This is a genomic window from Salinarimonas rosea DSM 21201 (genome assembly GCF_000429045.1).
Classification (GTDB): Bacteria; Pseudomonadota; Alphaproteobacteria; order Rhizobiales; family Beijerinckiaceae; genus Salinarimonas; species Salinarimonas rosea.
The window spans coordinates 1-17,091 of the sequence record NZ_AUBC01000026.1 but is presented as its reverse complement, the minus strand read 5'-3'; the positions used below and the strand labels follow the sequence as shown (position 1 = coordinate 17,091).

Below are 17,091 nucleotides of genomic sequence, written 5' to 3'. Positions count from 1 at the left end.
CCTGCCCGAGCCTTTACTCCTCGTTAAGCACGAATGGCGAAAAGGGTTAACGTCGTGCCCGCCGCAGGAGAGCCGAGATGCGTCCCGCAGCACCCGCCGCCGCAGCCCCCGCCCTCGCCCCCGTCCGCTGGCGCGGCATCGGCCTGCCGGCGGCCTGCCTCGCGCTCGGCCTGTGCGCGGGCCTGCTCGCACTCGCGATCTGGTCGCGCACGCTGATCGCGCAGGACGCCCCCTCCCCCGGCGCCATGGTCGCGCTCGAGCTCGCGGATCGTCCGCTCGTCCTGCCGCGCGACTGGCTGATCGAGCCGCGCACGCCGGGCGCGACCGAGCGGGTCGCGATCGAGGCGCCGCTGCGCGCGCTGCTCGGGGCGGAGCCGAGCCCGGCCGCCGGCCCGAGGATCGGCATCACCCTCGTGCCCGCCGACGACGCCCCGCCGCCGTCGGAACGGCCGGCGCAGCTCTACAACAGGTTCCTGGAGCCGGGCGCCGAGGCGACCCGCGACGGGCTGATCCGCCGCGTCTTCGCCCGTGGCTCGCCCTACGAGGGCGAGACGCTGCATCTGGCGCCGCCGCAGGGTCGCGCCTTCGCCGCACGCTGCCTCGACGGCGCGGCCGCCGCGGGCGTGCGCCTGCCCTGCCTCGCAGAGATCCGCCGCGGCGGTCTCGATGTGCAGGTCCGCCTGCCGGCGGCGGCGCTCACCGAGTGGCCGCGCATCGTCGCCGCCGTGGAGCGGCTCGCCGCCGGCCCCGGCCGGGCGGCTCTCGCTCAGTAGAGCCGGCCGCCGATCGGCACGTCCTGCGAGGGCTCGATCAGCACGACCTCGCCGTCGGCGTCCGGCACGCCGAGCGTCAGCACCTGCGACATGAACTTGCCGATCTGGCGCGGCGGAAAGTTCACCACCGCCAGCACGAGCCGGCCCTCCAGCTCCTCGAGGGCGTAGTTGCGCGTGATCTGCGCCGAGGAGCGGCGCGTGCCGATCTCCGGCCCGAAGTCGATCGTGAGCTTGTAGGCGGGCTTGCGCGCCTCGGGGAACGGCTCCGCCGCGACGATCCGGCCGACGCGGACGTCGACCTTCAGGAAGTCGTCGAAGGTGATCTGCGGCGTGTCCATGGACGGAAGGCTCCGAGGATTCGTCTCGGCCTCCCGCCTAGCGCGGAACGCGCCGCCCGTCACCTGTCGCGGCGGCGGGCGGCGCGATCGAGCTCACTCGGCCGCGTGCTGGGCGTGCAGACCCTCGCCGCGCGCGACGATCTTGTTGAGGGCAGCGAGGTAGGCCTTGGCGGAGGCGACCAGCGTGTCCGGGTCTGCGCCGCGGCCGGTGACCGTGCGGCCGCCGGAATTGAGCCGCACCGACACCTCGGCCTGCGCGTCCGTGCCCTCGGTCACCGCGTGGACCTGGTAGAGCTCGAGCGTCGCCTCGTGGGGCTGGAGCGCGTGGATCGCATTGAAGACGGCGTCCACGGGCCCGTTGCCGTCGGCCTCCTCGGTGACGACGCGGCCCTCGATCTCGAGCTTCATCGTCGCGCGCTGCGGGCCGCGCGTACCGGCGATGACCGAGAGCGACACGAGCTTGATGCGGTCGTGCGCCGTCGCCAGCCGCTCGTCGACCAGCGCCTCGATGTCCTCGTCGTAGACGTGCTTCTTGCGGTCGGCGAGCGCCTTGAAGCGGTCGAAGGCGTCCTGCAGCTCGTTGTCGGAGAGCTTGTAGCCGAGCTCCGCCAGCTTCGAGCGGAAGGCGTTGCGCCCGGAATGCTTGCCCATGACGAGCGAGGTCTTGGTGACGCCCACGCTCTCGGGCGTCATGATCTCGTAGGTCTGGGTGTGCTTGAGCATCCCGTCCTGGTGGATGCCGCTCTCGTGGGCGAAGGCATTACGGCCGACGATGGCCTTGTTGTACTGAACCGGGAACGAGGTCGCGGTGGCCACCACCTTCGAGGCGCGGGTCAGCATCGTCGCGTCGATGCCCGTCTCGTAGGGGAAGGCGTCGGCACGGGTGCGGATCGCCATGACGATCTCCTCCAGCGCCGCGTTGCCCGCGCGCTCGCCGATGCCGTTGATCGTGCACTCGATCTGCCGTGCGCCGCCGTTCACGCCGGCAAGCGAGTTCGCCACCGCCATGCCGAGATCGTTGTGGCAATGCACCGAGAAGATCGCCTGGTCCGAGTTCGGCACGCGGCTGCGTACGGTCTCGAACAGGGTGCGGTACTCCTCGGGCGTGGTGTAGCCGACCGTGTCGGGGATGTTGATGGTCGTCGCCCCGGCCTTGATCGCCGCCTCGACGCAGCGGCACAGGAAGTCCATCTCCGTGCGCGTGCCGTCCTCGGCCGACCACTCCACGTCGTCGACGAGGTTGCGGGCGCGCGTGACCTGATCGACGACCAGCGCCAGCACCGCGTCCGGCTCCTTCTGGAGCTTGTACTTCATGTGGACGGGCGAGGTGGAGATGAAGGTGTGGATGCGCGGGCGCACCGCGTGGCGCACCGCCTCGCCGGCGCGCTCGATGTCCTTGGGGGCGGCGCGCGACAGGCCGGCGACGACGGCCCGCTTCACCCGGCGCGAGATCTCGGACACGGCCTCGAAATCGCCGATCGACGCGATGGGAAAGCCCGCCTCGATGATGTCGACGCCCATCTCGTCGAGCAGCTCGGCGATCTCGAGCTTCTCCTCGAGGGTCATGGTGGCGCCGGGGCACTGCTCGCCGTCGCGCAGGGTGGTGTCGAAGATCAGGACGCGGTTCTGGTCGGTGGACATGGTCGTCTGCTTCCTATCGGGATCGTGCCGGTTCCTGGGGGAACATGCTCTCGGCGCCCTCGTGAGGGGCGCCGGCTCGGGTCTCGATCTCCCCTGAAGGCCCAGGCGCGCGCCCGGACGGCCCTCAGGGGCCGATAAGGAGCAGGAGGCCGAGGGCGAGAGGACGTGCGAGGGGAGCCGCGAGCAGACGCGCGCCGGGAGCCGGCGCGGCGATGGTGCTGCAGCTGTGGGAGCCGGCCGGGGCCAAGGCTCTCTCCTCGTTCGATCCGCGCCAAGTCCGCGCCAAGTCCGATCCGCGACACCTGGCCGACGGGTGTTCCCCTTTTACAGCCGTGCGCTCTCCGGGGCAAGCCCGCGAGGCTCACCGCGGCGTTAACCCTGGCGGGACGAATTCGAGTCGAATCCTCCCGATCCGGTCCACCCTCGCTCGATTCCTGCTCCGTGCGCCTCGAGAGCCGACGGCTCGTGCCGAAACAATCCGGACCGTATCGCCATGGAACACGCCCCGATCTTCACCGACTGGACCGACGAGACGACCCGCGGCTTCGGCCGCGAGGTGCTGCACCTGCGCCATTCGCTGGCGCAGTCCGACCTGTTCGGCGACGACGCGCTGGCGCGCCTGATCGAGAAGGCGCCGCGCCACCTCTACCACGTCTGCACCATGTCGCGGACGGGCCACGACGCCCGCGCCTGGCGCGACGGCGACATCCACGGCCTCTCGGGCCGCGACGTGCTCGACGCGGTGAAGCGCGGGCACCTGTGGGTGCACGTGCAGAAGCTGCCGGAGATCGACCCCGCCTACGGCGAGCTGCTCGACCGGATCTTCGCCGAGATCGAGGGCCGGGTGCCCGGCCTCGAGACCTTCAAGCGGCAGATCACCTTCCTGATCTCCTCGCCCAAGGCGCGGGTCTATTATCATTGCGACGTACCCGGCCAGTCGCTGTGGCAGCTGCGCGGCACGAAGCGGGTCTACGTCTACCCGAACACGCCCCCGTTCCTGCAGCCCGAGACGATGGAGCGGATCATCCTCGGCGAGCAGCAGGAGGACGTGCACTACGAGCCCTGGTTCGACGAGCACGCCACCATCATCGACCTGAAGCCGGGCGAGATGCTCACCTGGCCGCTGAACGCGCCGCATCGCATCGAGAACCACGACGTCGTCAACCTCTCGCTGACGACGGAGCACTGGACGCGGGAGATCCGCAACAGCTACGCGGTCCACTACGCCAACCGCCTCCTGCGCCGGAACCTCGGCGTGGCCTCGCTGGGCCGCGACGCCCGCGGCGTCTCGCTCTACGGCAAGATGGGGCTCGCCGCCCTGCACAAGTACGGGCGGCCGAAGACGAAGGGCGGCGTGCGCAGCTACACGGTCGACTTCCGGGTCGACCCGCAGGCGGCGCTCGGCTACCGCGACATCCCCGCCTACCAGATCGCCAAGTGACCATGGCGGCCGGAGCGCACATGCTCGGTGGCGCCCTCGCCGTCACCACCGTCACCGCCGCCGCCGGGGCGCCGGTCCCGGCGGCGGTGCTGGCGCAGACCGTCGAGACGGTCGCGGACCTCGAGGCCCTCCGGCCGGAGTGGGAGGCGCTGTGGGCGCGGGCCGGCGCCGGCCCGTTCCAGTCGCACGCCTTCGTGCGCGTCTGGGCCGCCCGCTTCGCGAGCGCCGGCTGCCGGCTGCGCATCCTCGTGCTGCGGGACGGGGCGGGCACCGCGCGCGCGATCGCGCCCTTCGTCGTCGACCGCACGCCCTTCGGGGCCGTCGCAGAGCTCGCCGGCGCGCCGCTCGCCCAGACCGGCGACGTGCTGCTCGATCCCTGGGCGGACGCGGCGGCGCTCGGCGCGGCGCTGCGGGCGGAGCTGCGCCGCTGGCGCGACGTGCGGGGCCTGCGGCTCGAACGCGTGCGCGAGGACGCGGCGGTGCATCGCCTGCTCGACCTCTCGCGCAGCGCCAGCGGCCCGGCGCGGGAAGCGCCTCTCGTCGCGCTCGACGGGCAGGCGCCGCCCGAGCCGGAGAGTCGCAACCTGCGCAAGAACATGCGCCGGCGCGGCGCAAAGCTCGCCGCCGCGGGCGCCGTCGGCTTCGTCGCGCACGAGCCCGGCGAGGCGGCACGGGCCCTGACCGCCGTCGCGCTCGGCTGGAAGCGCAGCTGGCTCACCGAGAGCGGGCGCGCGAGCCGCGGCTTCGCCGATCCGCGCATGGAGGACACCCTGCTCGCGCTCGTGGGTCCCGGCGGCGATCCGGCGGCGCGCGTCTACGCGCTCACGCTCGACGGCGCGCCGATCGCGATCGAGGCGGGCTTCCGCTGCGGCGCGACGCTCGTCTCCTATCTCGGCGCGGCCGATCCCGCTTTCGCATCCTACGGACCGGGCCACCTCCTGATCGCCCGCACGCTGGCGGAGGCCCGCGCGGCGGGGGTCGCGCGCTACGACCTGCTCGCTCCGGCCGACGAGTACAAGCTGCAATGGAGCGCGCGGCGGATCGAGGAGCGCGACCACGTTCTCCCCCGCGGCGTCCTCGGCGCCGCGGCGCTCGCGATCCTGCCGCGCGCGCGCCTCGCGGCGAAGGCGCTGTTCCAGCGGCTGCCGGGGCGCTGGCGCAGGTGGATCGCGGGCCGCATCCTGATCGGCTAGGCTGTCGCCCGATTCGCCCCCCAGACCGGAGAGCCGCCGCCGTGCCAGACCCGACCGCACCCATCCGCCGCCCGCTGCGTGTCCTCGCCCTCTGCGTGGCCGCGATCGGCCTCGCCGCCTGCACCCAGACCGGCGCGCCCACGACCGCCGGCGGCCCTCCGGCGCGGGCGGCGAGCCTGGACCTGCCCGGGTCGTCGGCCTGCGCGCAGGAGATCCGCTCCTTCCGTGCGCTGCTCGACCGGGACAACGAGACGGGGTTCGTCGGGGCGAGCGTCTACCGCGACGCCACGCGCGACCTCGCCGGCCCCGCCGAGACCTGCCGGGCCGGGAACGACGCCGCGGCGCGCGCCCAGCTGCGCGCCGTCAAGACGCGCTACGGCTATCCGGCCTGAGCGGCGACGGCGCGCGCGAGAAACACCTCCATGAAGCGCGGGGTGCGCGCCGGGTCGAGCTCGCCCGGCCCGCGCACCACCCGCACGTCGGCGAGCTCGGGGTCGGGATCGGCGGCGAGCCACGCACGGACGTCGGCGGCGAGCGCATCGGCGTCCTCGCGCGCCTCCATCCGGCGCAGGAGCGCCATCGTTCCGCCGTCGCGCACGACCATCCAGCCGTCGGCGCGGACGCGCGCGGGCGCGATGCCGGTCTCCTCCTCGAGCTCGCGCAGGGCCGAGCCGGCGAGATCGACGCTGCCGTCGGCGCGGATGTCGTCCATGTCCGGCGTGCCGCCGGGGAAGTAGAGGCGCCCGGCATTGGCGGTGTGACCGCCCATCTCGCCGACGAGAAAGCCGCCGCAGCGCCCGCGCAGCGCCGCGAGCGCGAAGGCGTTCAGCACCTCCTCGTGCGCGAAGCCGCTGGCCTTGGCCCAGAGCAGCGTGGCGTAGTCGACGGGAAACCAGGTGCCGCGCAGGACGTCGCCGTCGATCGCGACGTCGCGCGCCATCAGCACGCGGCCGTTGAACAGGCGCGGCTGCGCGGCGATCCGCGACGCCCAGTACGCCTCGATCGCATCGCGCTCGGCCTCCGCCCGCTCCCAGCGCGCCCCGGGATCGTAGCGCGCCTCGACGCGCGCGACCTCGGCGACGGCGATGCCGGCGGGCGCGCCCGTCATGCGAACAGCTCGCCGCGGGCGATCACCACGGCGCCGCCGCCGATCTCGCCCGAGGCGAGCGCGCCGCTCTCCACGACGAGCTGGAGCGCGACGAGGCTCGGGCGGCCCATCTCGAAACCCTGCTCGATCGTGATGTCGTGCGTGCCGTCGCCCATCGGCTCGTGCTGCATCAGCGCGCCGGCGAAGGCGGCGGCGGCGGAGCCGGTCGCGGGGTCCTCCCGCACGCCGTCGCCGAGCCCGAGCGCGAGCATGCGCGCGCGGAAGGCGAGGCCCGGCCCCGCTGGCTGGCGGGCATAGGCGTAGACCGCCCCGTGCGAGTCCTGGCCGAACACCGCCGGGAACGTCGGCCCCGGCGCGACCCGCGCGAGCGCATCGAGGGAGCGCAGCGGCACGAAGGTGAAGGCGTTGCCGGCGTCGTGGCGGCTCGGCGCGTGGCGGTCGAAGCCGATGTCGTCGGGGTCGAGGCCGAGCGCCATGGCGCAGTCCGCCGGGTTCGGGTCGTGCTCGCCCACCGGCATCGGCAGCTTCGGCAGGCGGAAGCGCGCGCGCCCGCTGCGCGGGTCGTCGATCTCCGCGACGCACGGCACGATGCCGACCCGCTCCTCGAGCCCGAAGGCCTGCGCGTCGGCGCCGCCGTCTCCGTGCTCGAGCGCGAGCAGCACCGCCGAGCCAACGGTGGGGTGGCCGGCGAAGGGCAGCTCGCGGGCGGGCGTGAAGATGCGCAGCCGCGCCCGATGGCGGGCGTCCTGCGGCGGCAGGACGAACACCGTCTCGGAGAGGTTGAACTCGCGGGCGATGCGCTGCATCGCGCCCTCGTCGAGGCCCTCGGCGTCGAGCACGACGGCGAGGGGATTGCCCTCGAGAGCGGTGTCGGTGAAGACGTCGAGGACGGCGTAGCGGCGGGACATGCGATACCTCTTGCGCAGGGCGTCGGGTGAGCGTGCGGTGACGTCGTGGATCAGGCGGCGGCGGGAGGCAAGTCGATCTCGACGACGACCGGGCAATGGTCGCTCGCCCGCGGCCGCTCCCAGCCGATGCGCGGATAACGGTCGGCGCGGGTCGCGAGATGGCCGATCGAGCGATCGGGATGGGCGGGATCGAGCGGGACGCGATAGGGCAGCCCGCGGCGCAGGATCTCGACCCGCGCTCCGGGGTTCGCCGCCGCGAGCCCCGGGGAGAGCAGGACGACGTCGAGCTGGACGTGCCGCTCGGCGGCGACGCGCCCGTCCGACGTCTCGCGATGGAAGTACGTCCAGCGCTCCCCCTCGGGCAGCGCCCGCGCCGGATCGACAGCGAAATCCTCGCCGAGCGGCTCGATGCCGGTGTCGGCGACGTCGACGATCTCGCCTCCCGGCAGGACCGCCTGCGGGGAGGCGTTGAGGTCGCCCGCGACGATCCACGGCGCCTCGCGCCAGCCCGCGTCGAAGCGCCGCTCGACGATGGCGCGGATCGCCCGCGCCTCGGCGCGACGCAACACGGAGCCCGCGTCCCGCGGTCCCCAGCCGGTCGATTTCAGATGGCAGACGAAGAGCGTCAGCGACCTCCCTTCGAGCTCCAGGGAGACCTCCAGGCAGTCGCGATTGAAGACCTTCGATCCCCGCTCAATGCCCATCGCCTCCAGCGCCGGGTCGTGGACGTCGAGATCGGCGAAGGTGGCGTCCTTCCAGGAACGCGCCGTCACCTGCTTCGTGTCCGAGACCAGGTCCTTGCGGGCGCAGAAGGCGACGTCGATGCCGCGCGGGTCGTTGCCGGGCTCGAGCCGCATGTGGCCGTAGCGGATGTCGGAGACCGCGTGCACGTAGTTCGCCACGAAGGGTGCGAGCACGCCCAGCCCGTCCACCTCCTGCAGGCACAGGATGTCGGCGCGGGTCTCGGCGATGGCGAGCGCGGTGGCCTGGCGCTCGTCGTCCTCGAGCGCGACCGCGGTGGCCGCCTGGATGTGGTCGCGCATCAGCGGGTCGGCGAAGTCGAACAGCGACAGCGCCGGCCCCGTCTGCGGCCGCGCCTTCGGGCCGTAGGCGTTGCGCGAGACGAGGTTCTCGACGTTGAACGTGGCGATGCGCAGCCGCATGGCCGCGTCACGCCGGCTCGACGGGGAAGCGGCGCGTCGGGTTCACGAACTCGTCCTGCGCCGCGACCGTCAGGATCTCCCGCGAGCCCGCGTCCTGGGTGCGCTTCAGCAGACCGAACACCGACGCCCCCGCCTGGGCCAGCGCCGTCTCGGCGGAGCCCGAGCGTGCCCAGTGCACGAAGAACAGGGCCGCGATCGCGTCGCCCGCGCCGTTCACGGAGACCGACAGCATCGGCGTGCGCAGCCGCCAGAAGCGCCCGCCCTCCCCCGCCAGCATGTCGATGCAGCCGTCCGGCGTGTCGTCGACGTGCAGCGAGGTGACGAGCACGACGCGCGGTCCACGGGCCTGCACCGCGGCGATCGCCGCCTTCGCGTCGGCGAGCGTGCGCGTCTCGCGGCCCGCGAGGACGTCGAGCTCGAACTGGTTGGGGGTGACCACGTCGGCGGCGGGCACCGCGTGGTCGCGCATGAACTCGGGGATGCCCGGGCGCACGAAGACGCCGCGGCCGACGTCGCCGATGACGGGGTCGCAGCAATACAGCGCGTCCGGGTTCGCCGCGCGCACGCGGGCGACCGCCGAGAGGATGGCCGTGCCGATGTCGGCCGAGCCCATGTAGCCCGACAGCACCCCGTCGCAGGTCGGCAGCACGCCGCGCTCGGCGATGCCGTCGACGAGCTCCTCGATCGCCGGCCCGTCGAAGACGCGGCCCTTCCAGGCGCCGTAGCCGGTGTGGTTCGAGAACTGCACCGTGTGGATCGGCCAGACCTCGCAGCCGAGCCGCTGCATCGGGAACACGGCCGAGGCGTTGCCGACGTGGCCGTAGGCGACGTGGGACTGGATCGACAGGATGTTCATGGCACGCTCCGGCAAGTCGATGGACCGCCATGATACGACGAGCCCGCGGGGCGTGCACGCCCCGCGGGCTGCATGGCAGCCGTTCGTCGGGCGGCGACGCTCTCGCCGACGAGGCCCGCGACCGTGGGCACGGCATCGGCCCGAGCCCGCGAGAGGCCTCGAGGGACGCCGCTCCTCCCCCCGAACGCGAGAGGCCCCCGCCGTCCTCGCGGACGACGGGGGCCTCTCGTTGCCGGCCCGTGGCGACCCGGAAGGCCGCCGACGGGGAGCCGCGCTCGGCTCTTCGCCTTAGTTCTTCGCCTTGTCGACGAGCGCCTTCTCCTTGATCCAGGGCATCATCTCGCGCAGGCGCGCGCCGACTTCCTCGATCGGGTGGGAGGCGTTGCGGGCGCGGATCGCCTTGAAGGAGGTCTGGCCGACCTTGTTCTCGAGCATCCAGTCGCGGGTGAACTTGCCGGTCTGGATGTCGTCGAGGACGCGCTTCATCTCCGCCTTGGTCTCGGGGGTGATGATGCGCGGGCCGGTGACGTACTCGCCGTACTCGGCCGTGTTGGAGATCGAGTAGTTCATGTTGGCGATGCCGCCCTCGTACATGAGGTCGACGATCAGCTTCACCTCGTGCAGGCACTCGAAATAGGCCATCTCCGGGGAGTAGCCCGCCTCGGTCAGCGTCTCGAAGCCGGCGCGGATCAGCTCGACGAGGCCGCCGCAGAGCACGACCTGCTCGCCGAACAGGTCGGTCTCGCACTCCTCCTGGAAGGTCGTCTCGATGATGCCGGCGCGCCCGCCGCCGACGGCGGAGGCGTAGGAGAGGCCGAGATCGTGGGCGTTGCCCGACGCGTCCTGCGCGATGGCGAGGAGGCAGGGCACGCCGCCGCCGCGGACGTACTCGGAGCGCACGGTGTGGCCCGGGCCCTTCGGCGCGACCATCAGCACGTCGAGGTCGGCGCGCGGGGTGATCAGGTTGAAGTGGACGTTGAGCCCGTGGGCGAACATCAGGGCGGCGCCCTGCTTCATGTTGGCGTCGAGGTGCTCGGCGTAGATGTCCGCCTGGAGCTCGTCGGGCGTGAGCATCATGACGACGTCGGCCCAGCGCGCGGCGTCCGCGACGCTCATGACCTTGAGGCCCGCGGCCTCGGCCTTGCGGGCGGAGGAGGAGCCCTCGCGCAGGCCGATCGCGACCTCGGAGACGCCCGAATCCTTCATGTTCAGCGCATGGGCATGGCCCTGGCTGCCGTAGCCGATGACGGCGACCTTCTTGCCCTTGATCAGGTTGATGTCGGCGTCGCGATCGTAATAGACGCGCATGGTCTCGTTTCCCTTCTCACGCGGGGGCGCGCCCCCTTCTTCCTCTCGATCGGGGCTCGCCCCGCCCGCTCGCGTTTCGTTGCGCCCGCCGGCCGCGTCGCGCAACATCGCTGCGCGCTCGGGCTCGCTTGTAGCGGGGATGACGCCGTACGCAAGGGAGCGCACGGCGAAATTCACCCCGCGGCCGATGCCCGCGGCCGCGCGCGACGTGTCGCCAGGGGCGTGTTATCGGTCGACGCGGCCGGGCGCAATCGCGAGATCGGGAGAGCGGGCATGAGCGAGACGGTGGGGTACGGCGAGATCGTCGCCTTCTGGGAGGCCGCGGGGCCGCCGAGGTGGTTCGCGAAGGACGAGGCCTTCGACGCCGAGATCCGCGCGCGCTTCGGCGCGACGCACCAGGCTGCGGCGTCGGGCCGGCTCGACGAGTGGGAGCTCCTGCCGGAGGGCTCGCTCGCGCTCCTGATCCTGCTCGACCAGTTCCCGCGCAACATGTTCCGCGGCACCAAGGACGTGTACCGGACCGACGCGCTGGCGGTGCTCGTCGCCGAGCGCGCGATCGAGCGCGGGCACCACAAGGCCGTCGCGCCGCCGATGTGCCGCTTCTACTTCCTCCCCTTCCAGCACGCGGAGGACCTCGCCCTGCAGGAGCGCGCGGTGGCGCTCAGCGAGGAGTCCGGAGACGCGGACGGGGTGAAGTGGGCGCGACACCACCGCGACATCGTCGCCCGCTTCGGCCGCTTTCCCCATCGCAACGCCATCCTCGGCCGCGAGACCACGCCGGAGGAGGCGGCGTTCCTCGAGGAGAGCGACTTCCGCGGCTGAGCGTCGGACGCGCCCTCGTCAGGTCTGCGCGCGCTCGACCCACTTGTGCACGATGGGCGGCGTCCAGGCCGCGAAGGCGTCGAGCAGCGCGCCGGGCTCCTCGGCGCGCAGCAGCATGTCCCGGTGCGCCGCGCGCATGAAGCCCTCGGCGACCACGTGGTCGAGGAAGCGCCCGAGCAGATCGTAGAAGCCCGCGACGTCGAGCAGGCCCACCGGCTTGGCGTGGCTGCCGAGTTGCGCCCAGGTCCAGATCTCGAACAGCTCCTCGAGCGTGCCGACGCCTCCGGGCAGCGCGACGAAGCCGTCGGAGAGGTCCGCCATCCTGCGCTTGCGCGCGTGCATGCTCTCGACGACGTGCAGGGCCGTGAGGCCGCTATGCGCGATCTCCTTGTCGACGAGCATCTGCGGAATGACGCCGACGACCTCCCCGCCGCGGGCGAGCACGGTGTCCGCCACGACCGCCATCAGCCCGACCGACGCACCGCCGTAGACGAGGCCGACGCCGCGCGCGGCGAGCGTCTCGCCGAGCGAGACCGCGGCGGCGCGATAGGCCGGGTCGTTCCCCGGGTTCGAGCCGCAGAAGACGCAGATGCGGTTCACGACGCAGACCTCCGGTGGCGGGAAATGGTCTCTAGCGCTCCCTGCGGGCGCTGTCACCCGCCCTTTGCGTTCATGGCGCGACGACGCGCCGGCCCCTGTTCCACGCCAGCAGCGGCAGGCCCGACAGGAGGGCGCGCAGCGCGCCGGCGCTCTGGTGGAGGCCGTTGACGGAGACCCGCGGCAGCGCGTGCAGGTGCCCGGCGTGCTCGGCGAAGAGGTGGCCCGGGCGCGTCGTCACCGCCGTCTCGAAGCCCGCCTCGCGGGCGAGGGCGAACTCGCGCGGGCCGGCGGAGCCCGGGTCGCCGACCGGGTAGGCGAGGTGGCGGATCTCCCGCCCCGTCGCGTCGGCGAGCACGGCGCGGCTCTCGACGATCTCGCGGCGCGCCGTCTCGACGTCGTGCTTGGCGAGCATCGGGTGGGTGAGCGTGTGGGCGCCGAGCGTCACCAGCGGGTCGCGGGCGAGAGCGGCGATCTCGTCGAGCGCGAGGCAGGCCCCGGTCGCGAGCGCGGCCACGTCGACACCGGCCTCTTCCGCGAGGCGGTGCGTGGCGGAGCGCAGGGCATCCTCCGGCCCGGCGCGCAGGCGCCAGTAGAGCGTGTCGAAGGCGCGCGCCTTCTCGGCATCGGTCCGCGCGGGCAGGTCGAGCCCGTCGTGGCGGATGCGCGGCGACCGGCGCACCGCCTCCTCCAGCTCGCGCCACCAGAAGCGGCCGCGCCCCAGCGCGAAGTCGCGGGTGACGAACAGCGTCCAAGGCGCCCCGCGGGCGGCGAGGATCGGAGCGGCGTAGTCGCGGTTGTCGCGGTAGCCGTCGTCGAAGGTGAGCACCGCGAAGGGCCGCTCGGGCTCCGGCCCGGCGAGAAGCGCGGGAACCGCGTCGAGGGGCACGATGTCGAAGCCGAGCGCGTCGAGCGTGTCGAGCACGGTCTCGAGGAAGGCGGGCGCGATCTCGAGCAGCCGGTTGGGCGCGAAGCCCTCGTCCGCGGGCGGGCGGACATGGTGGAAGGTGAGGATCACGCCCCGCCCGCGCGCGAACCGCGCCCAGGCGTGCGCCCGGACGAGGTCGCTGCCGTAGAGACCGGCGGAGATGATCGCCCGCTTGAGCATCGGCCAGGACCCCTTCGACTGGTGCTCGGACCCTTTTTAGGTCGCGCTTAACGCCCCCTGTATACAGTCGCGACGTTATCGATCGGTGCATCCGAGGCCGAAGGGCGAGATCCGCGTGACGTCAGCCACGAAATACGCCGCGCTCGACGAGCTCGAAACGACGGCGAGAGCCGGCGCGCCCGAGGCGACGCTCGTCGTCCACGACGGGCTCGCGGCGGCGCGCGCGGACTGGGAGCGGCTCGCGGCGAACGGGCGGGCCTCGCCCTACCAGGCCTTCGCCTGGCAGCACGCCTTCGCGCGCCACGCGCTCGCGCCAGGCGCGCGGGTGCGCGTCGCGGTCCTGCACGAGGCGCGGACGGGACATCCGATCCTCGTGCTGCCGCTCGCCCTGTGCCGGCACGGGCCGGTCACGATCGCCGCGCCGCTGGGCGGAAAGCACGCGAACTTCCACCTGCCGCTCGTCTGCCCGCAGGCGCGCGCCCACCTCGCGCCCGACGCCGTGCGCGGGCACCTCGCCGCGATCGGGCGGGCGCTGGACGTCGACGCCTTCGCCTTCCTCAACCTGCCGCGGACCTGGGCCGGCGAGCCGAACCCCCTCGCCCTGCCGGGCGCGCGCCGCGCCGCGAGCGACGCCTACTGGAGCGCCTTCGCCGACCGCGACCCCGACGGCCCCGCCGCGCCCCTGAGCGGGGAGACGCGCAAGAAGCTGCGCAAGAAGGAGCGCGGCCTCGCCGCGCTGGGCGCCGTGACCGTCTCGCGCGCGACGACCCGCGCGGAGGCGGAGCGCACGCTCGACGCCTTCCTCGCCTTCAAGGCACGCCGCATGCGCGCGCAGGGCCTCCCGGACCCGTTCGCCGACCCCGCGACCCGCGCCTTCCTGCACGCGGCCTGCGACCCGGAGAGCGAGGGCGGCCCGGCGATCTCGCTCTGGCGCCTCGGCGTCGGCGATCGCATCGTGGCGACGTTCGGCGCGGCCTGCGACGGTGTGCGCGCGAGCGGCATGTTCACCGCCTTCGACGAGGCGCCCGAGATCGCCCGCGCGACCCCCGGCGACATCCTGATGCTCGCCGTCGTCGAGGAATTGCGGGTGCAAGGATACGAGAGCTTCGACCTCGGCGTCGGGGAGGCCCGCTACAAGGGCCATTTCTGCGACCGCATCGAGGAGATGCTGGAGCTGACCGTGCCCGTCACGCTCGTCGGCCGCGCCTGGGCCGTCCAGGCGCGGGTGACGGGCCGGCTCAAGCGGTGGGCCAAGGGCTCGCCGCGGGTCATGGCCGCGCTGGCGGCCGCGCGGCGCCTCACGCGGCGCGGGTGATCTCGTCTTCGACGGGCGCGAGCGCGACGACCACCTCCGGCGCGCCGGCCTCCTTCGCCGCCTCGTAGAGCGTCACGAGCCGCGCATCCTCAGGACCCGTCCGCGCCGCGATGACGACGGCGTCGGCGCGCTGCGCGAGCGTGGCGAGCGCGCCCGGCGCGTGCGCGTCGGGCAGGACGAGGAGCGTCGCGCCGTAGGTCTCGTCGAAGGCGGTGAGCGCGATCTCGAGCCCCTCCTCCTCCTCCGGTGCGAGCGGATCGACGACGCCCGTGCCTGCGCCGACGCGGTGCGGCCGCCCGGCGCCCAGGCGATCGATCGCCTCGAAGAAGGACGCCTCGCCCGCCACGAGATCGGAGAAGCCGGGCTTCGTCGCCGGCGCGCCCTCGGACGACGGCGGCGCGGCGACCTCGACGAGGAGCGCGGGTGCTCCGGAGCCGAGCGTCTCGCCGAGCCGCTCCGCGAGGATCGCCGGGAGCCCGCCGGCGTCGAGCGCCGTGACGAGGATGCGGCGGCTGCCCTCGGCGGTGGCGACGCGCCCGAGCCGGGCAGCGAGCGCCGCGATGTCGAAGCCTTCCGCGTCCTCCCGCGCGGGCGCCACCGGCCGCTCGCGCCCGCCGCCTCCACCGCCGCGCGGCGCGGGCGGCTCGGGAGGCCCCGGCTCGGGAGAAACAGGCGCATGCGCGGGACCGGCGAGCGCCGTCGCGGCGACGGGCGCGGCGAACCCGGGCTCGGAGGCGCGCCGCGCCGCGGCGGGCGCGGGGCGGAACACGTCGAACACGATCGCCTTCATCACCACCGCGCCCGCGACCAGCGTGAGCGCGACGACGGTGAACAGGAACACGACCGGCCCCTTGCGCGGCCAGATCGGCGATTGCGGCTCCGCCGCGCGCGAGACGATGCGCGCGTCCGGCAGCGCCGCCTCCTCCGAATCGCGGGCGAGCGCGTCGCGGTAGCGGGCGAGGAAGACCTCGAGCTGCTCGCGCTCGGCGCGGGCCTCGCGGTCGAGGGCGCGCAGCTGCACGCCGTTCTCGTTGGCGCGAGAGGCGACCTGCATCTGCTGGTCGAGCGCCGCGGTGAGCGTCTCGACCCTGGCGGAGGCGAGGCGCGCCTCGTTCTCGAGCGTCCGCACGATGCGCTCCGCGGCGCCGCGGATCTGGCCGTCGAGATCGGCGAGCTGCGCCTGCAGCGCCAGGATGCGCGGGTGCCGGTCGAGCAGCGTGCGGCTCTCGGCCGCGATCTGCGCGCGCAGCGCCACGCGCTGCTCGATGAGGCTGCGGATCAGCTCGTCGGCCGCGACGTCGGGGATCTCGAAGGCCCGGCCGGCCTCGATCAGCTCGCGGATGAGGCTGGCGCGCGCCTGCGCGTCCGCGAGGGTCGAGCGGGCGGTGCCGAGCTGGGTCGAGAGGTCGCCGAGCTGCTGCGAGGTGAGCGTCGCGTTGTCGCCGCCGACGAGGAGGCCGGTGCCCGAACGGAAGGCCTCGACCCGGGCCTCCGCCTCGCGCACGCGCTCGCGCAGCCGGTCGATGTTCTGCGACAGCCAGGTCGAGGCCATGCGCGCGGCGTCGATCTTCGCGGCCTCGAGCGTCTCGAGGTAAACCTCGGCGATGACGTTCGCGCCCCGCGCCGCGAGCTCCGGATCGCTCGCCTGGAACTCGATCGCGATCACCCGCGAGCGGCCGACGGCGTAGACCAGGAGGCGGTCGTAATAGGCGTCGAGCACGCGGTCGATCGCGGCGTCCTCGTCGGCCGCGTCGCCGCCCCCGCCGAGCCCGGCGAGCGAGGCGAGCCGCGCGAGCGGGTTCATGGGCCGCATCTGCGGGTCGAACTCGGGATTGCCGACGAGGCCGAGCCGGCGCGCGGCCTCGGCCGCGACCTCCCGCGAGCGGATCACCGCCACCTGGCTCGCCACCGCCTGCTCGTCGATGATCTGTGCCGTGGGATCGCCGCCCGTCTGCTCGACGGGACGGGTGAAGGCGTTGTCGCGGCTCTCGAGCAGGATCTGCGACTGGCCCTGGTAGAGCGGCGTCGCCACGAACACGTAGGCGAGGCTCGCCACGAAGGCGAGGAGCCCCACGCCGGCGACGAGGCGCAGGTTCGCCCTGAGCGCGAGCACGATCTCGTAGAGGTTGATCATGTCCCCGCGCGTGTCGGCCGCGGGGGCGCGGCCCTCCGCTCCCTGCGTCTCGGCGCTCGTCATCGGCATCGCTCGCACTCTCCACATGACCGCGCGCGCACGGGTGACCCGCGCGCCGCGTGGTCCGCAGCGATTAGGCTCAGGACCCATTAATCGGCTTGAGATCGCATTGGTCGCATGATTCAAATCCCCAAACTTTCAGGGGGTATCATGAGCAATCTATTTTGGCTGACCGACGAACAGATGGCGCGGCTGCGACCGTTCTTTCCGAAGAGCCATGGCAAGCCGAGGGTTGATGATCGGCGGGTGTTGAGTGGGATAATCTTCATCAATCGCAATGGCTTACGGTGGTGCGATGCGCCGAAGGAGTACGGCCCACCGAAGAC

The 17,091-nt window shown here is 73.2% G+C and carries 17 protein-coding genes; 7 read left to right on the top strand and 10 right to left on the bottom strand.

All coding sequences use genetic code 11. The features are described from left to right. The first annotated feature begins 77 nt into the window (after window positions 1-77). Window positions 78-773 (top strand): hypothetical protein, encoded by a 696-nt coding sequence (locus G407_RS30675; RefSeq protein ID WP_052341526.1) that lies wholly within the window; start codon window positions 78-80, stop codon window positions 771-773. Here the strand turns inward: G407_RS30675 and G407_RS0117625 are convergent. Together G407_RS0117625 and G407_RS0117620 are read right to left on the bottom strand one after the other, a co-directional pair. Further along, window positions 767-1,111, bottom strand: coding sequence for a tRNA-binding protein (locus G407_RS0117625; protein ID WP_029031887.1), 345 nt, complete (start codon window positions 1,109-1,111; stop codon window positions 767-769). The two genes, G407_RS30675 and G407_RS0117625, sit on opposite strands and share 7 nt — an antisense overlap. Before the next feature lie 93 nt (window positions 1,112-1,204). Next, a complete protein-coding gene (locus G407_RS0117620; protein ID WP_029031886.1) occupies window positions 1,205-2,752 on the bottom strand; it encodes a 2-isopropylmalate synthase in 1,548 nt (515 codons plus the stop codon). Window positions 2,753-3,245: 493 nt separating this feature from the next. Here G407_RS0117620 and G407_RS0117615 point away from each other — a divergent pair, with 493 nt between their 5' ends. The 3 genes from G407_RS0117615 to G407_RS0117600 are packed head-to-tail and all read left to right on the top strand — an operon-like array spanning window position 3,246 to window position 5,778. Then, window positions 3,246-4,193: a hypothetical protein gene (locus tag G407_RS0117615; protein ID WP_029031885.1), complete on the top strand. Its 948-nt coding sequence runs from the start codon at window positions 3,246-3,248 to the stop codon at window positions 4,191-4,193. Between the two features lie 20 nt (window positions 4,194-4,213). Beyond that, a complete protein-coding gene (locus G407_RS30670; protein WP_169728804.1) occupies window positions 4,214-5,386 on the top strand; it encodes a GNAT family N-acetyltransferase in 1,173 nt (390 codons plus the stop codon). Between the two features lie 41 nt (window positions 5,387-5,427). Next, window positions 5,428-5,778, top strand: coding sequence for a hypothetical protein (locus G407_RS0117600; RefSeq protein WP_052341524.1), 351 nt, complete (start codon window positions 5,428-5,430; stop codon window positions 5,776-5,778). Here G407_RS0117600 and G407_RS0117595 read toward each other — a convergent pair. The 5 genes from G407_RS0117595 to ilvC all read right to left on the bottom strand — a co-directional run bounded on the left by G407_RS0117595 (window position 5,766) and on the right by ilvC (window position 10,729). Continuing rightward, entirely contained in the window at window positions 5,766-6,494 is a 729-nt protein-coding gene (locus G407_RS0117595; protein ID WP_029031882.1) for an NUDIX hydrolase, read from the bottom strand. The two genes, G407_RS0117600 and G407_RS0117595, sit on opposite strands and share 13 nt — an antisense overlap. Further along, complete coding sequence (locus G407_RS0117590) at window positions 6,491-7,402, bottom strand: PhzF family phenazine biosynthesis protein (RefSeq protein WP_029031881.1); 912 nt, start codon at window positions 7,400-7,402, stop codon at window positions 6,491-6,493. The genes G407_RS0117595 and G407_RS0117590 overlap by 4 nt, the downstream gene beginning before the upstream one ends. A 50-nt stretch (window positions 7,403-7,452) precedes the next feature. After that, on the bottom strand, window positions 7,453-8,565 hold the full coding sequence (locus G407_RS0117585; protein ID WP_029031880.1) for an endonuclease/exonuclease/phosphatase family protein: 1,113 nt from the start codon (window positions 8,563-8,565) through the stop codon (window positions 7,453-7,455). Window positions 8,566-8,572: 7 nt separating this feature from the next. Continuing rightward, window positions 8,573-9,421 (bottom strand): pyridoxal kinase PdxY, encoded by an 849-nt coding sequence (gene pdxY / locus G407_RS0117580; protein WP_029031879.1) that lies wholly within the window; start codon window positions 9,419-9,421, stop codon window positions 8,573-8,575. Window positions 9,422-9,709: 288 nt separating this feature from the next. Then, the gene (ilvC, locus tag G407_RS0117575; RefSeq protein WP_029031878.1) at window positions 9,710-10,729 is read right to left on the bottom strand and encodes a ketol-acid reductoisomerase; all 1,020 of its coding nucleotides are present in this window, start codon (window positions 10,727-10,729) and stop codon (window positions 9,710-9,712) included. A gap of 273 nt (window positions 10,730-11,002) precedes the next feature. Between ilvC and G407_RS0117570 the strand changes: the two genes are divergently transcribed. Beyond that, entirely contained in the window at window positions 11,003-11,551 is a 549-nt protein-coding gene (locus G407_RS0117570; RefSeq protein ID WP_029031877.1) for a DUF924 family protein, read from the top strand. Window positions 11,552-11,569: 18 nt separating this feature from the next. Here the strand turns inward: G407_RS0117570 and G407_RS0117565 are convergent, their stop codons facing one another. Together G407_RS0117565 and G407_RS0117560 are read right to left on the bottom strand one after the other, a co-directional pair. After that, window positions 11,570-12,151, bottom strand: coding sequence for an LOG family protein (locus tag G407_RS0117565; protein ID WP_029031876.1), 582 nt, complete (start codon window positions 12,149-12,151; stop codon window positions 11,570-11,572). Window positions 12,152-12,221: 70 nt separating this feature from the next. Beyond that, window positions 12,222-13,256 (bottom strand): polysaccharide deacetylase family protein, encoded by a 1,035-nt coding sequence (locus G407_RS0117560; RefSeq protein WP_029031875.1) that lies wholly within the window; start codon window positions 13,254-13,256, stop codon window positions 12,222-12,224. A 115-nt stretch (window positions 13,257-13,371) separates the two neighbouring features. On the opposite strand from G407_RS0117560, the gene G407_RS32375 reads away from it, so the two are divergent. Continuing rightward, window positions 13,372-14,571, top strand: coding sequence for a GNAT family N-acetyltransferase (locus G407_RS32375; RefSeq protein WP_043540119.1), 1,200 nt, complete (start codon window positions 13,372-13,374; stop codon window positions 14,569-14,571). Here G407_RS32375 and G407_RS28420 read toward each other — a convergent pair. After that, window positions 14,555-16,774 carry a GumC family protein gene (locus tag G407_RS28420; protein WP_052341522.1) on the bottom strand — a complete coding sequence of 740 codons (2,220 nt, stop codon included), beginning with the start codon at window positions 16,772-16,774 and terminating at the stop codon, window positions 14,555-14,557. The two genes, G407_RS32375 and G407_RS28420, sit on opposite strands and share 17 nt — an antisense overlap. A gap of 141 nt (window positions 16,775-16,915) precedes the next feature. On the opposite strand from G407_RS28420, the gene G407_RS31260 reads away from it, so the two are divergent. Further along, window positions 16,916-17,091, top strand: a 176-nt coding sequence (locus G407_RS31260) for a transposase (RefSeq protein ID WP_156917585.1), incomplete at its 3' end; no start/stop codon positions are given.